Source organism: Sorangium sp. So ce1036 (genome assembly GCF_051369805.1).
Taxonomy (GTDB): Bacteria; Myxococcota_A; Polyangia; order Polyangiales; family Polyangiaceae; genus Sorangium; species Sorangium cellulosum_F.
In genome coordinates this window covers 427853-443034 of record NZ_JBBMOX010000001.1, presented here as the reverse complement: position 1 = coordinate 443034, position 15182 = coordinate 427853, and the positions used below count along the sequence as shown (strand labels likewise).

Here is a 15182-nt window from a genome sequence, read left to right as displayed (position 1 = left end):
AGCCCGGTTGCCCGTGCGCCTCCGGCTCCGCCCGAGGTGTGTCGGATCAGGCGAGGCACGGTTCAGGGGCGAGCGCGATCGTCCGGCGCGACGTCGCCTCCGCCGCGCTGGCCGTCCTGATCGCTGTCCTGCCGCTCGGATGCAAGAAGAAGGAAAAGCAAGAGCCCATCAACGTCCCGCCGCCCCCGGGCGCGGCGTCCTCGGATGAGCTGACCACCGCCGTCGGCCCGGCGCGTGGGCTCAGCTCGACGCTCGCGCCGACGTCGACCCGATGGAAACGTGTGTTCGTGCTCGACGACAAGCGGGCCGTCGTGGCAGGCGAGACCGAGGATGAGGCGATCGCGCTCGTGACGGAGAATGCGGGCAGGACCTGGCGCTCGCTCCGGCGTCCGCGCGACGGCTGGTCTGCCTGGTCGGTCGGCGCGGACGGGTCCATCGTGCTCGCCGTGGGCTCGCGCGCCCCCGGGCGCTCGAAGGACGTGGACGGCGCGGCGTTGCCCCCCGAGGAGGAGCCGATCAACCTCTTCTTCGCGCCGTCGGAGGCTGCCGATCTCCTGGCGCCGTCCCCCGTCCCCCTCCCCGAGCTCGGCCGCAAGGCGACACCGCCGGTGGATTCCGTACCCGCGGTGTTGTCTGCCGAGAGCGCGGCGCTGCTCATCTCACCAAAACCCCGACGTGCCGCCCTCGTCCACGCGGGGCCACCTGGCGCCACGCCGGCTCCGCCGATCCCGCTCCCGCCGCAAGAACAGGCGCTGCCCATCCCGTATGGCCGGCCACCAGCGCTCCTGTCCGTGCGCGGACGCAACCTCCTCACGCGGCCCGTACCCGCACCGGGAAAGCCGCTCGAGGCGCCCCGGACCGTCGCCGGGCTCGTGATGACCCCGGCGGCGACGGCCGCGCTCTCCGCGTCCCCAGCCTGCGATTTCGGAGAATGGTCGATCCAGGTCGTCCCCCAGCCGCCCGACAAGAGCGCTGTGGTCGCCATCTCCGCGGCACGGACAGCCGTGCTCAAGCTCCCCGCGAAAGCCGCCCCCCTGGCCACGGTCGGCTGTGGCGCCAACCGGATCACCGTCGATGTCATCGCGCCCACAGGCGGAGAGCCCACGCTCGCGACGTGCGACCTCAAGGGCGCTTGCGTCCTCGCGGAGAAACAGCCCTTTCACCCCTGGATCGAGCCGCATGAGCGGTCCGTCGCCTCGGCCCCCACACGCGAGGGGGTCGCGGCCGTGCTGACCGCCCGCGCCGCAGCGCGATGGGGGCTCTACATCGCGCTCTCGCCATCGCCTGAATCGGGCAAGCTCTACGAGGTCCCCAGGGTGATCGGCGAAGGCCAGGGCGAGCGCGGCCGTATCGATCTCGGCGCGCTCCTCTCCTTCGGCGATCGCCTCCTGATGCTCCTCCAGGCCGACGTTACCGGGACATCACGTCGCGGCTGGTATGTCACGGTTTCCGAGGATAGCGGGCTCACCTGGAGCCCGCCCTGAGCTCCGTCTGGAACGGGATAGCCATTCCAAACGCGGCGCGTCAGCATGGTGGTCTACCAATGTGACCGAACTGACCATGAAGCGCGTGATGGTTTTCAGCCTTACTTTGCGGGAGCAGCGGCCGGAGCGACGCGCTTGCGTCCCTTGACGCTCGGCTTCTTCGCCGGCGTCGGCCCGGCCGCGTTCTTACGTGCGTTCGCGCTCGCCTGCTCGGCGGTCTTCGCGTCACCCGCATAGCGAGCGAACCGCCGGTCTCCTCCCTGGAAGATCCGCTTCTCCAGCTTGAGCTCCTTCAGCGCTGCGGCTGCGCGCGTCTGCGGGATGCCCGCCTGCTTCGCCACCTCGCTCGCGCTCAGGCCAGAGCTCGCTTTGACGATGCGCTCGACGGCCTCCAGCGTCTCCTGCCGCTCCGCCGAGGCAGCGGGCGACTTGCGCGGGCGACCAGGCCGGCGCTTCGGCGCGGCGCCGCGCTTGGCCGCGACGGACGACGGTTTGGACTGGGCCGCTCCAGCACGGGCGCGCGCGCGGTTGCGGCGCGGCGCGGGAGGAACCAACGGCGTCTCCCCCGTCACGGCGCCCAGCTGATTCTTGACGAGCGCGAGGATCGCCTCGTCCGGCATCTTCCGCACGAGGTTTACAATCTGCTGTGAAAAGGCGTCCGTTGCCATGTGCTCTCCCTCGTCGCCGAATCCAGCTCGGCGGTTGGATACGACTATGCCGTTGCCACTTGCCTGGTCAAGCGAATTGAGGACACAGGGCCGTCTTTTCTTTCATTGGGCGCTGCGGGCGGGCTCAATCGGAGAGCACATTTGGACGGCCACGAACGGCTGGGCTGCTTTGCTCGACAGGCGCCGAGCGTTGAAGGGGGCCCGCGAGCCGCGATTGATAGCCGAGACCCCTCCCCCGCGCAGGACGGCCCGCCCGCGCCAATTCCCTCTCGCTCCCCGCTCACGATGCACTGCGGCAATGCCTGTCTCGGGTGCTCGCGGCGCCGGTCGGGCAAGCGCTGTATGGGACCGAGCGGCTCCGCTCCCTCGATCCAAGCTCCCGTCGCGGGCGGCAATGCGAGCGCGCGTACAGCGGGCCGCGAGGCGCATCGCCCCAGGGCACGGCGCGCCCACCGCAACCATTGAAGCATCCTGCGCAGACGCGAGCGCCTGGCGACCCCACACAGGCGCCCAGCGCGTGGCTACATTGCACGCCCTGGGCGCACGACTGGCCTGCAGGGGCGTCATAGGATACCGCGTCGCAGATGGGGCGACGCGCGGGGCCTTCGCGAGGGGCGCCCGCGGGGACAGTCGACTCGAGAGCGCCGGGAGGGGGGCCGGCTGCATCGTCGACCCGAGAGCCCTTCACGGGTCACGCTCCTCGGCGGCGCTCAGCCATCGACCCGGCGCTCTCATGCCTGGCAGGTGCCTCCCCTGCACGTACGTCCTCTACACTACATTTCGCCTGCGCCAGCCGCGCGGGTGGCACGGTCCCGGCCAGCTCGACCTCGACTTCTGCAAACGCCTTCCTCTCCATTCTACTCCACGAGACCCGCCTGCGCCGACCCGGCCGGCTCCGGTCGAGGGGCCAGCCGAGATGGGTCAGTCGCCGACAATCGGTTGACAGGCACATCCCCCGCGGAGAACGATGCGCTCATGCCGCTGGTGCGCGTGCTCGAGCCCGAGGTCATGGATACCCACGACGACGCGCTCGCCTATGACAGCATGGACCACGCCGCCGTCAACGCGGCGTTCTGCGATGATCTCCTCGCCCAGGCCCCCGATCTCGCATACGCCCTCGACGTCGGCACAGGGACGTGCCTGTTGCCGATCGAGCTTTGCAAGCGCGTGGCCACGGCGCGGATCAAGGCGATCGATCTCTCGGCGTCGATGCTCGATGTCGGGCGCGGCCACGTCGAGCAGGCAGGGCTCACCGGCGCCGTCACGCTCGCGCTCGCGGACGCCAAGGCGCTGGCCGAGCCGGACAAGACATTCTCGGCTGTCCTCTCGAACAGCATCGTCCACCACATCCCGGAGCCCACGTCGGCGCTGCGCGAGATGCTCCGCGTCCTCCGGCCCGGCGGTCTCCTGTTCGTGCGAGATCTCGTGCGTCCGGAGGATGAGGCCTCGGTCGCGGCCCTCGTCCAGAGGTATGCAGCGAACGATACCGCGTACCAGCGGGCCCTGTTCGACGCGTCGCTGCGGGCTGCGCTCTCGCTGGACGAGGTGCGGGAGATGCTGCGTTCACTCCAGGTTCCCCCCGAATGCGCGCAGAAGACGAGCGATCGGCACTGGACCCTGGCGTTCCGCAGGCCATCCTGAGCGGCAGCGGCTGGCCCTCCGCCGCGCGGGACCGTCAAAATCGACGCGACGGCCAGCCCGGCACGTAATAAAAGCGTCCGCGTGAATCCCCCCGGAACGAGAGCTCGCCGGGCGCGCGGTGGCGTCCGCGCGCTCCTCCTGCCCGTCGCCTTCGCCCTGCTCGCAGGGTGCGAGGAAGGTCCGCCGCGCCCGAGCCAACCGGAGCGGCCCGAGCCGCCGGCGCCTCCGCCGAGCGCCGCCGTCGCAGCGCCGCCCGCGAGCGGATCGGCCGCCGCCGGGGCGAATGGCGCCAGCGCGTCGGCCGTCGCGGTCGGCGCGACGGATGCGGCGCCCTGGCAGGGCACCTGGGAGGGAAGCTACGACGCCAGGAAAGGGAGCGTCGTGCTGCCCCCCAAGGTCAAGGACGTCGTGCGCAAGAAGGACGACGGGAAGCTGGCCACCGGCAAAGGGACGGTGACGTTGACCATCGAACCGAGCGGTGAGCTGAAGGGCAAGGCGAAGGGAGCGCTCGGCGACGCGAGCCTCGTCGGCAAGACGGAGGACGGCATGGTCCGCGCCTCGGTCTTCCCCGACGATCCGCGCGCGCCGAACGCAATGACCGGCATCTTGGTCGGCGAGCTGAAGGGAGAGGTGATCGAGGGGGAGCTCCGGGTGACCGGGCCCGACGCCATGCTGGTGCGCGAGTCGCCCGTGACGCTGCGAAAGCAGTGATCCGCACGGCGGGCGAGGGCGCCGGCGCCCCGTCCAGCCGCCGCTCGAGTCAGCTCCTCCCGCCGGCCGAGCCCAGCCCCCCCGCGGGCGCCTGCCCCGGAGGCGCGGCCTCGGCGTCCCCGCCCGCGCCGCCGCGCGCGCCGCGCATCGCCTCGCTCCGTCGCTCCTCGCGCTGGCGGGCCACCTCGGCGTCCCGCTTCTCGTACGCCACGATGATCCGCTGCACGAGCGGGTGGCGCACGACGTCGACCTCCGAGAAGGAGCACATCGCGATCCCCTCGATGCCCGCGAGCAGCTCGCGCGCCTCGGCGAGGCCGCTGCGCGCGCCGTGCGGGAGATCGACCTGCGTGACGTCGCCCGTCACCACGGCGCGAGACGCGTACCCGAGGCGCGTGAGGAACATGCGCATCTGATCGCTCGTCGCGTTCTGCGCCTCGTCGAGGATGACGAAGCAGTCGTTGAGCGTGCGGCCGCGCATGAAGGCCAGTGGCGCGACCTCGATCTGACCGCGCGCAACGAGCCCCTGCGCCTTGTCGGCATCCATCATGTCGTGGAGCGCGTCGTAGAGCGGGCGCAGGTAGGGATTCACCTTCTCGGCGAGATCGCCGGGCAGGAAGCCGAGCCGCTCTCCCGCCTCGACGGCCGGGCGGGTCAAGATGATCCGCTTCACCCGGCGCTCGAGCAGCGCGTGGACGGCCATCGCCATCGCGAGGTAGGTCTTCCCCGTGCCGGCCGGGCCGATGCCGAACGTCATGTCGTGCGATCGGATCGCCTGGATGTAGCGCTTTTGCGCGAGCCCCTTCGCCGAGATCGGCCGGCGCCGCGCCGAGATGAGGACGACGTCCTCGAACAGCTCGCGCAGCGTCATCCCGGGGTCGTCCTGCAGCGCCTGCACCCCGCGCACGTAGTCCTGCGGATCGAGGACCATGCCGCTCCTCAGCATCTGCGCGGCCTCCGCCAGGCACCGCTCGGCGAGCGCGACCTTGTCGGCGTCCCCCGCGAGCCGGATCGTGTTGCCACGGACGCCTGATTCGATCCCGAGCGTGCGCGCGATCAGCTTCAGGTGTTCGTTCCCCGGCCCGGCGAGAGCCACGAGGGTGCTGTTGTCGAGCACCTCGACATCCGCCGTGATCCGCACGCTGGTCGTCATCCAATCATCCTTCCCGGGCCTTGCCTCGGCGCGTCGTTGCCGCCAGCGCGCCATCCCCGCGACGGGGACCTTGATGTCACCCGCGGTCGCATGCGACTGTCCGGCCCGCTCGCCTCATGACCTACACGGAACTGTGACGTCTCGGTCATCATTCTGCGATTGAGTGCCCGGCGGAATCAAGCGCGCGGGCGGGCCGCGCAAGGGAGATATGCATGAGGGTAGCTACATCGGCGCTGTTGGGCATGAGTGTCACGCTGTCGGGCCTGTCGGCGCTAGCACAGCCTGGGCCTCAAGGCCCGGCGCAACCGCCTGCGGCGCAGCAGCCTCCGGCCCAGCCGCTCCCGGCCGAGCCGCCTGCGGTCCAGCCGCCTGCGGCTGCGGTCCCGGCGCCCGGCGGCGCGGTCGCCCCGCCCCCCGCCGCCCAGAGCCCCGCGCCGCCTGACCAGGCGGCGCCGCTCGCGGAGCAGGCGCCGCCGCCGCCTCCTCCTCCTGGAACGGCAGCGGCCATCCCGCCGCCGCCGCCGCCGCCGCCGCAGGTGTTCGCGCCGACCGCCGAGACCGCCGGCGTGGCGGAGCGGCAGCCGCTCGCCGGCTGGCACGGCAGCTTCTTCCTCCGGGACGCCAGCGACACCTTCCGGCTGTACCCGAAGGGGCGGATGCACCTCGACTTCTACAGCAGCTTCGGCGGCGGGGTCTCGGAGGTGAGGGCGCAGGACGGCGGGAACGCGCTGCAGCCGCGCTTCTTCGTCCGCCGCGCCCGGCTGGAGCTCGACGGCGAGCTCCTGAAGCGGTGGTCGTTCAAGCTCGACGTCGACTTCGGCGGTCAGGGGCTCGGCAACGCGAACGGCAAGAGCCAGACCTCCGCCGCGCCGGCGGGCAGCGCGCCGACCGCCGAGTCGGCGCGCTTCGCCGCGGTCCAGGGCACGAGCTCGAGCGCCTCGCTCGCCGACGTCTGGCTGAACTACTCGGTCGTCCCGGCGCTGAACTTCATGTTCGGGCAGTTCACGTCGCCCTTCTCGATGGAGAACCAGACGAGCAGCAACAGCATCACGTTCATGGAGCGCAACATCGCGGTCCGGAGCTTCGCCCACCCCGAGGGCAAGAGCATCGGGCTGATGGCCTGGGGCGACCTCGCCGGCAAGGCGCTCTCCTACGGCGTCGGGGTGTTCGGCGGCGACGGGCAGAACCGGACGGGCGTCGACGCCCCGCCCGATTTCATCGGCCGCGTGGTCGTCCGCCCGTTCAGCGGCGACAAGGAGGCGCTGCTCTCGAAGGCGCAGATCGGCCTCAGCGCGCGCCACGGGGAGCGCGACCAGGAGTACGTGGGCTACGACTACGCGCCGATCAAGACGGGGCAGGGCTACACGCTGTGGGGCGGCGGCTACAAGGACTCGCTGAGCCGGCAGATCCACGTCATCCCGTCGGGCGCGCAGAACGCGATCGGCGGGGAGCTCCGGCTGCCCATCAAGCGGGTCGAGCTGCGGGCGGAGGCGTACTACCTCGCGAACAACACCCGCGAGGCGGTCGAGGGCTATCAGCTCGGCCACACCGAGCGGCTCGGTCAGGTGAGGGGGCTCGGCTACTACGTGCAGCTCTCGGCGTGGCCGCTGGGCGACGCGTTCGTCACCGGCGACCCCGGGACCAGCCCGCGTCCGGCGAAGGTCGATCTGTCGAAGGACCTCGGGAAGCCGAAATCGGGGCTCGAGGTCGCCGCGCTCCTCTCGGGGATCAGCGCGACGTACGACGGCGCGTCTCGCGAGGGCGCGTACGACGAGAAGACGCCGGGCGCCGAGGCGGGGCCGGGCACCGACCTCTCGGTCATGCAGGTCGGCCTCGCCGCGAACTACTGGCACACGAAGCACGTGCGGCTCAGCGTGAACTACAACGTTTACCTGACGCCGGGCAGCGGCTCGGCCGACAACCTCCTCAGGGTCCCGGGCAATACCCTGAAGGAAGCGGATCCGGACGCGCACGCGCTGCACGAGCTCGGCACCCGGCTCGGCCTGTCGTTCTGACCCGCGCGCCGCCCCCCCCGCCGCGTCCCCCTCCTTCGCCAGAGCGCCGCCTCGATCGTTTGTGCTCCAATGAACCGCGCCGCGGGGCGGCGCCCGCGCGGCGCGGCGCGCTCTCCCCGGCGCGCGGGCGGCGCGCCTCAATCTTGGCCCAACCCACGTCGGCGGGGTACCGGTCGGGCCATGCGCGAGATGCGTCAGTGGATCGCCGTCGGTGCAGCCGTGGGGCTCGTGGCCGTGACCCTCCCCATGCTTCGCGAGCACGACGTGCAGCTCGAGGGGCTGCTCTCCAAGAAAAAGGTCGCCGGTGGGCCGACGATCATGCGGACCGTGACGCCGCCGCCACTGACGGACCTCGACCTGACGCGCATCGACGACCGAAAGAGCCCGCCGACGGCGCCCGCCCACGGCGGCCGCGTCGCGGAGCTGACCCTCGATCCGAAGTACCAGCGCGCGGCGCTCGGCTTCCTGCGCGCGGGCCGCGTGCCGGAGGGCGCGGTCGTGATGACCGATGTCCGCACGGGGAAGGTGCTGGTCTGGGCGAGCTACGTGGACGAGGGGGCGCTGCACGACGTGGCGGCCGAGGCCACCGCGCCCTCGGCGAGCGTCTTCAAGATCGTGACCGGCACCGCGCTCATCGAGGCCGGCCTGAGCCCGAGCACCAAGCAGTGCTATTCGGGCGGTGAGCACTCGATCCGGCCGATCGACATGATCGACAACAAGCGGCGCGACAAGTACTGCGCGACGCTCACGCAGGCGATGGGCCGGAGCATCAACACGGTGTTCGCGCGGCTCGCCGCCAGGAACCTCGATCAGGAGAAGCTCGGCGCCGTGGCCGCGAGGCTCGGCTGGGCCCAGGACACGCCGTTCGACGTGAAGGTCGCGGAGAGCACGATCTCGCTGCCGGAGGACGAGCTCGGCTTCGCGCGGACCGCGGCGGGCTTCTGGAATACCACGCTGTCGCCGTTCCAGGGCGCAAACCTGGCGACCATCGTCGCCAATGGCGGCGAGATGATCCGGCTCCACATCGTCTCGAGCGTCAAGGACGAGGCCGGCGAGATCTACCAGGGGCCGACCGAGCGGCAGGTCCTCAAGCGGGTGATGGAGGAGAGCACCGCCAGCGCGGTGACCACCATGATGGAGGCGACGGTGGATAACGGCACGAGCTACCGCTCGTTCCACGATCGCAACGGGCGCGCCTACCTGCCGGACATCCGCGTCGCCGGCAAGACGGGGACGCTCACGAGGAAGCCCGAGGGGCCCTTCTACACCTGGTTCGTCGGCTTCGCCCCGAGCCGGAAGCCGGAGATCGCCATCTCGGTGATGGTCGCCAACGGCGCGAAGTGGCGGGTGAAAGCGACCAACGTCGCGTGCAACATGCTCCGCACCTACTTCGCGGACCAGGGCGCGCCCGGCGTGAGCGATCCCAACGGCCGGACCGGCGCGAAGGCTCGCCGTCGATGACGCCGGGGCGCGGCGAGCCGCTGCCCGCGTGGAGGGGGCGATCGCGGGCGCGCGGCGCGTCGCGCCCTGCGACCCGGGAGCCGCCGCGCGCCGCGCCGGAGACCCGGGTCGCGGGGATCCCGCGGCCGGCGTCGCCCGCGCGCTGAGGCCGCCGGGCGTGGCCCCCCGGCCGTGCCCGGCCAGCGGCCGGGATCGCTCGTCAGGCGGGTCGCTCGCCCCCGCGGCCGGCGAGGATGGTGCGCGGGATCGGTGTGCTGGGCCGCCGGCCGCATGCACAGGAGCGCTGGGCGCGCGTCGATAGCCATGTATTTCTGGAACTTTTCCGCCCGGGACCTAGCCCTGCCGCCCGCTCGCCGTCCGCAGTGCGGAGGTCCGGCCCGCTCCGATGCAGCCGGACACTCTGGGCCAGGGTGGGACCTAGTTGCGAGAGGCGCTGCTTGTGCAGCTTGTGCTCGGCCGAGTTCTGCGTGCTAGCATCTCGGCTGTGCAGGTTGTGCTCCGCAAGCTCGGCCGGGGATCGCGCGCAGTCGTTGGCCGGCTCGTCCGTGCACCACGGAAAGGCTCGGTCATCGTCATCGAGTTTTCCGACGGAATGCATGAATACGTCACGACGCCGGTCAAGCGCGTGTTGCGTCTCGCCGGGCGCGAGGTCTTCTACATCGAGACCGTCAACTCGAGGTACCGCCTCGAGGTCCGCGGCCGTGAGGTCGCGCTGGACGGCGCCGTCGGCGGCTGAGCGAACGCCCGGCGGCGGGACGAAGACCCGGCGATACTGAACACGACGGCCCCAGCGGAACACGACGGAGCGCAGCGAAACGCGACGAAGCGCGACAGACCGCAGCGAAACGCGGCCGTGAGCGCGATCCCGCGCCGGCCAGGCGCGCGGGCTCAGCAAGGCACTGCGCACACGTCTAGCGCAAGAACCGCGCTCGCGAGCGCATTGACCCTTGCGCTTCCCCTCGCTCTTGGGCACATTGCGCGCCCCCGACCGCGAGGAGATTGAAGCAGATGGGCAAGCGCGATCGTCGCCAGTCGATGAAGATGAGGCGCCGCAAGGCGCAGGCCGCCAAGAAGGAGCGCTCGAAGCGCAGCAAGGCGGCGAAGGCCACGCCGGAGGCTGCGGGCAAGGCGAAGAAGCCTCGGGCCCCCAAGAACACCGCGCCTGCGGCCCCTTCACCGGCTGCCTGACGGCCCCGTAACCGGCCACGCAGGCCGCACGTGGGGCCGCCTCGCTGGGCGGTCCCGCGTGCTGGATGGCATCGTCACGCGGCGCCCCGCCGCCACCGCTGCCTTCATTCCTCACGGATGACGCGCGTGTGGAGGCTCATGCCGGCCCGCCGCCCGCCGCTGGCCGCGCCCGCTCCCGAGGCCGCGCCCGCGGCCTCTCCCGGCGCGCTCTCCGCGGGCCGAGGCTCACCGAAGAGCCCGATCTCGCCGTCTTTCCGCGCCTCGCTGACCAGCTCCCAGTGGCCACGTTCGTCGCGCCATCGCTGGGTGATCCTGGTGGTGCGCACCGTGGTCTCGTCGTTCCGCAGCCAGAGGACGTCGAGGAAGACGTCGGCCTCGTCGCGCTTCACCATCTCGAAGCCGCCGAACTCCACGTCGACGACCCGGAGGCGGGTGCCCCAGTCGGCGTGGCCGCGCAGGAAGTCCTCGCGCGCCTTCCATCCCACGCGCTCGAGCGCGACGTCCATGCGGCCGAACCGGGTCGCCGTGTTCATCTCGAGCGCCGCCTCGGTGAGACGCTGGGAGCTGGTCGGCGGCATGGGACAGCCGGCGAGGGAGAGGAGGCCAAGGGCGAGCACGACGCGGCGCATGGCCGAGCACCCTGGGCGAAGCGACGGGCGCGGGCAAAATTTCCGGCGAGCGCGCGCGCTCAGAACGAGCTCGTCGCGACGAAGTAGAGCTGACCGCCCGGGATCGCGAGCGGGCTGAGGCCGTAGGCATAGCCGAGGCGCAGCTGCGATGTGAGGACGTACCCGAGGTTCATTTCGAGCCACAGCTCGCCGCCGATCGACGTGTGCAGCTGGGGCGAGAGCAGGCCGTGCCGCGTGAACAGCGCGAGCTCGTCCACCTCGAAGCGGTTGAACGCGCCGCCGAGATCCAGGAAGAGGCTCGCGTCGATGCGGCGCAGGTAGACCGGCAGCGTCGAGAGGCCGCGATCGGGCTGCGCGATGGGCGCGCGGTACTCGAGCGTCTGCGAGAAGTAGGAGCGGCCGGCGACGGCGCCCGGCGCGTAGCCGCGGAGGGTGAACGAGCTGTTCGTGACCCCCGTGAGCAGCGTGTCGACGAGCGAGAGGCGCTCGAGATCGTACCCGCCCACCGAGTACGTGGCGCCACGCGGATAGCCGCCGCCCGAGACCGCCCCGGCGACGCGGAGCGCGACGGTGTGGTCGCCCGACCAGGGCATCTCCACGTAGGCGTTGAGGGACGTCGAGAACGCGTAGGTCGTGTAGCTGCTGCCCGTCTCCTGGCCGGCGTAATCGAGGCCCGCGTTGAGCGAGACGCCGCGCGCCGCGCCGGCCGCGTCGAGCGAGCCCTCGGCGTTCGAGAACCCGTAGCCGAGGTGCGCGATGTTCAGCGTGCCCTGCGGCGGGAGGAGGGTCCGGGGCGCGTACGGATCGAGGTCGCTGCCGACGGGGAGCTTCCCCTTGAACGCGACGGCGCTGAACGAGGCGCTCAGGGTATGCCGCGAGAACTCGCCGCGGATGGGATAGCTGACGCCCGAGACGATCCCGATCGATCGCTCGTCGTAGGGGGCATTGCGGCCGCCGATGCGGTAGCCCCAGCGCGGCAAGAACGTGTGGTACGCGCGGACGCCGAGATCGATGGGCAGCCGCCCGTAGGTGTACGAGAGCAGGACGTCCGGCGCCGGCGCGTCCGGCTGCACGGTGATCTGCCCGTAGATCGCGTGGCGACCGACGATGTCGGTGCCCGTTACGCTCACCGTCAGCGCGTTCGAGCCGTACGCCCCGGGCGCGTAGTCGAGCGTGATCGCGCGCGGCGCGAGCGTCGGCAGCGGGTCGTAGGGGTACCGCACGAGCCGCACCCCCGCGGGCTCGGTCGGGGGATCGGGGCGATCGGTCGGCGGGGGCGGCGCCGGCAGGAACCGCTCCCGATCGAGCGGCATGACGAAGAGGTCGTGGCCGCGCGAGGTGTAGCCGACATAGACGAGCGTCTTGCCGTCGGGGCTGATCGCCGGATGGAACGCCCCGAGCTTCACATTCGTGACCTGCCGCAGCGTGCCGGTCGCGAGATCGTGGGCGTAGACGTTGGAGATGCCGGTGCGGTCGGAGCAGAAGTAGAGCGTCCGCCCGTCGGGCGACCAGACCGGGTTGGTGTCGGCCGCGCGATCGCGGGTGATCTGACGGAAGCTGCCCGTCGCGACGTCGACCACGCGGATGTCGCGGTAGCCGCCGGCGGTCCATACGCTGTAGGCGAGGAGCTTGCCGTCGGGGGAGAACGACGGCGAGTAGGCCTGCTCGAAGCGCGCGCTCGGCACGAGGTCGCGCCGCTCCGAGATGGATCCGCCCGCGGAGAGCCGCGCGATCTCGAGGTAACGGGTTCCCTTGCTGTTGAGGGAGAAGGCGATGTGGCCGCCGTCCGGGCTCACGTCCGGCGCCGAGGACCGGAGGCCGTGCGTCAGCCGGCGCCGCGCGGGCTCGTCGCCGTCGGGCGCCGTCTCGCCGCGCGGGAGGAAGACCAGGTCGTGCCGGTAGTAGTGATTGCGCCACGGCATGAGCGCCGTGAACACCAGATCGCCGTCCGGCGTGAACGCCGGCCGCGAGGCCGCGTGGGTCCGCGCGACCAGCTCCTCCGGGCGCTCGCGCCCGGGCGCGGGCGCGGCGAGGGAGAGGCGGTAGATGCCCCGGCGAGCGCTGCCGTCGTCGCGGTAGTAGACGATCTCGTCCGCGGTGGACCGGCGCGCGACGGGCGGGACGAACCGCGGGTAGTACACGGTGCGCCCGTGGTGGGTGAGCCGCATGCCCTCGCGGAGCCCGCGCGCCTCGACGGCCGCGATCTGCTCGCTGTAGAGCCGGCGGAGGTGATCCTTCCAGCCCTCGTACAGCTCGACGTAGGTCTTGCCGGTCACGCGGCGGATGGCGCGGTTGATCCCCCAGGGGACGAGCGACGCGCCATAGTCGGCGGAGACCGCGCGCATGGTGCTCGGGCCGTAGACGTCGAGGATCCAGCCGAGGAACCTCGATCCGTAAAGATACCAGAGGTTGCCCTGCGGCCAGCGGAAGGGGACGCTGGAGATCTGATCCAGCCCGGCGAGGTTGTCCTCGATCACGTCCGCGCGCAGGTACATGTCGAAGAGGGTCGAGCGCATCCGGCCGCCGCTCGTGTGATGACTCTCGCTCACGACGGCGAGCCCCTCGATGATCCACCGCGGCTGCACCTGGTTCGGCGAGAACGACTTGCCCAGGATCGCATTCAGGATCGCCGGGATGCCCGAGGTGTTGTCGATGTGCGCGATGTGCGTGAACTCGTGCGTGACGAGGTCGAGGTACCAGTCGTCGTAGTCGCCGAGCACCGACATGTCCTCGGGCGCGGTCACGTAGAGGCGGATCGCGTTGTAGGGGAGCGTGCCGGCCGACCCGTTCGCGATCTCGGAGTCGTCGGTGATCACGATCTCCGTGCGGCTCGACGGGGCGTAGCCGAGCGCGTCCTCGACGCGCCCATGGATCGTCTCCGCGAGCGAGGCGACGCGCGCGGCGACGGGCGCGAGGCCCTGCGGGTGGTGCACGCGGAAGTGCTCGGTCTCGAAGGTCCAGAGCTCGAGATCAGGGTCGCCGGTCGCCCGGGCGGAGCGCGGCGCGAGCAGCAGCAGGACCGCCAGGGCGACGGCGGACAGGGCGGTGGCTACGCGGTGGAGCGGCCGGCTCGCTCGTGAGCCAGGGCTCGCGGGAGGAGGATTCACCAGGCTCGATGCGACGTGGAGGCGTCAGAGGTCGTCGTAAAACAGCGGCTCCCGGTTGCGCGTGAACCGGGAGACGAGCTGGCGGCCCTCCGCCGAGATCTGCGTGATCCGGGCGCCGAAGCCGGGCTCCACCGAGTCCCTCGAGCCGCCGGCCTCGCGCGTCCATCGGACCGTCGCCGACGCGGTGAACTCGTAGTCGCCCGGCAGGCGGACCCGCAGGCTCACGACGGAGCCGATCGGCGGGATCTTGTAGGTCGCGACGAAGATGCCCCCGTGCTCGATGACGTCGTTGCCAGCAAGCCCTTTGTAGAAATTCGACGGGGTCAGGGCGCCGAGCTCGACGTCGACGACGGAGACAGGTGTGCGGTTCTCGACGGGCTGCAGCGTCGCCGGATGGGGCGGCGGCGCGGGCGCGGGCGCCGCCGGGTGACGCGCGGCAGGGTACGCAGGCGGGGCGGCCGCAGGCGCGGGCCGCGGCTGGTGCTGCGGCGGGGAAGCGGGCGCCACCGGGTGACGCGCGGGCACGGCCACCGGCGCGGGCACGGCCACCGGCGCGGGCACGGCCACCGGCGCGGGCGCGGCCATCGGCGCGGGCACGGCCACCGGCGCGGGCGCGGCCACCGGCGCGGGCGCGGCCACCGGCGCGGGCACGGCCACCGGCGCGGGCGCGGCCACCGGCGCGGGCGCGGCCACCGGCGCGGCCATCGGCGCGGGCGCGGGCGCGGCCACCGGCGCGGGCGCGGCCACCGGCGCGGGCGCGGCCACCGGCGCGGGCGCGGCCACCGGCGCGGGCGCGGCCGTGGCGGCAGCAGCATGCGCCCTGCTCAGCGCGTGCACCTTGCTCAGCGACGCGGCGACGTGCTCCATCAGCACATCGATCACCGGATCGGCCACGGTGATCCTCTGCAACCGGTTCAGGACGTCGCGCACGTGTCCGAGCGCGATCTCGCTGCCGTCCAGGGCCTGCCCCCCGGAGCGCTCGATGCGATGCATGATGCTCATCGCCTGCGCGATCGGCTCGGCGAGCGCCTCGATCTCGGGCGACACTCCGCCGTTCGACTGGAGTGCGTTGAGCGCCGCTGCAAGCTTTTCGCGGGCGCTTTTCGCAAGCTGCGCGGGTTCCGACAT

12 protein-coding genes are annotated in these 15182 nt (G+C 71.8%); 7 read left to right on the top strand and 5 right to left on the bottom strand.

Annotated elements, in window-relative coordinates; translation table 11 throughout:
* The first annotated feature begins 38 nt into the window (after window positions 1–38).
* Window positions 39–1484: a hypothetical protein gene (locus tag WMF31_RS01595; RefSeq protein WP_436600257.1), complete on the top strand. Its 1446-nt coding sequence runs from the start codon at window positions 39–41 to the stop codon at window positions 1482–1484.
* Between the two features lie 101 nt (window positions 1485–1585).
* Here the strand turns inward: WMF31_RS01595 and WMF31_RS01590 are convergent, their stop codons facing one another.
* On the bottom strand, window positions 1586–2152 hold the full coding sequence (locus tag WMF31_RS01590; RefSeq protein ID WP_436600256.1) for a hypothetical protein: 567 nt from the start codon (window positions 2150–2152) through the stop codon (window positions 1586–1588).
* Window positions 2153–3127: 975 nt separating this feature from the next.
* Here WMF31_RS01590 and WMF31_RS01585 point away from each other — a divergent pair.
* Window positions 3128–3793: a class I SAM-dependent methyltransferase gene (locus tag WMF31_RS01585; RefSeq protein ID WP_436600255.1), complete on the top strand. Its 666-nt coding sequence runs from the start codon at window positions 3128–3130 to the stop codon at window positions 3791–3793.
* A gap of 81 nt (window positions 3794–3874) precedes the next feature.
* Window positions 3875–4504 carry a hypothetical protein gene (locus WMF31_RS01580; protein WP_436600254.1) on the top strand — a complete coding sequence of 210 codons (630 nt, stop codon included), beginning with the start codon at window positions 3875–3877 and terminating at the stop codon, window positions 4502–4504.
* A gap of 49 nt (window positions 4505–4553) precedes the next feature.
* On the opposite strand, the gene WMF31_RS01575 is transcribed toward WMF31_RS01580, so the two are convergent.
* Window positions 4554–5654: a PhoH family protein gene (locus WMF31_RS01575; RefSeq protein ID WP_436600253.1), complete on the bottom strand. Its 1101-nt coding sequence runs from the start codon at window positions 5652–5654 to the stop codon at window positions 4554–4556.
* Between the two features lie 242 nt (window positions 5655–5896).
* Here WMF31_RS01575 and WMF31_RS01570 point away from each other — a divergent pair, with 242 nt between their 5' ends.
* The 4 genes from WMF31_RS01570 to WMF31_RS01555 all read left to right on the top strand — a co-directional run bounded on the left by WMF31_RS01570 (window position 5897) and on the right by WMF31_RS01555 (window position 10318).
* Window positions 5897–7669: a porin gene (locus WMF31_RS01570; protein WP_436606505.1), complete on the top strand. Its 1773-nt coding sequence runs from the start codon at window positions 5897–5899 to the stop codon at window positions 7667–7669.
* Between the two features lie 180 nt (window positions 7670–7849).
* Window positions 7850–9130: a penicillin-binding transpeptidase domain-containing protein gene (locus WMF31_RS01565; protein WP_436600252.1), complete on the top strand. Its 1281-nt coding sequence runs from the start codon at window positions 7850–7852 to the stop codon at window positions 9128–9130.
* 484 nt (window positions 9131–9614) lie between these two features.
* The gene (locus WMF31_RS01560) at window positions 9615–9866 is read left to right on the top strand and encodes a hypothetical protein (RefSeq protein ID WP_129354294.1); all 252 of its coding nucleotides are present in this window, start codon (window positions 9615–9617) and stop codon (window positions 9864–9866) included.
* A gap of 272 nt (window positions 9867–10138) precedes the next feature.
* Entirely contained in the window at window positions 10139–10318 is a 180-nt protein-coding gene (locus tag WMF31_RS01555) for a hypothetical protein (protein ID WP_436600251.1), read from the top strand.
* Between the two features lie 104 nt (window positions 10319–10422).
* Here WMF31_RS01555 and WMF31_RS01550 read toward each other — a convergent pair whose 3' ends face one another.
* From WMF31_RS01550 to WMF31_RS01540, 3 genes are read right to left on the bottom strand one after another with little or no spacing between them, the layout of a single operon-like run.
* Window positions 10423–10947: a hypothetical protein gene (locus WMF31_RS01550; protein ID WP_436600250.1), complete on the bottom strand. Its 525-nt coding sequence runs from the start codon at window positions 10945–10947 to the stop codon at window positions 10423–10425.
* Window positions 10948–11006: 59 nt separating this feature from the next.
* Window positions 11007–14054, bottom strand: coding sequence for a BamA/TamA family outer membrane protein (locus tag WMF31_RS01545; protein ID WP_436600249.1), 3048 nt, complete (start codon window positions 14052–14054; stop codon window positions 11007–11009).
* 24 nt (window positions 14055–14078) lie between these two features.
* Entirely contained in the window at window positions 14079–15101 is a 1023-nt protein-coding gene (locus tag WMF31_RS01540; RefSeq protein WP_436600248.1) for a PilZ domain-containing protein, read from the bottom strand.
* Window positions 15102–15182 lie beyond the last annotated feature (81 nt).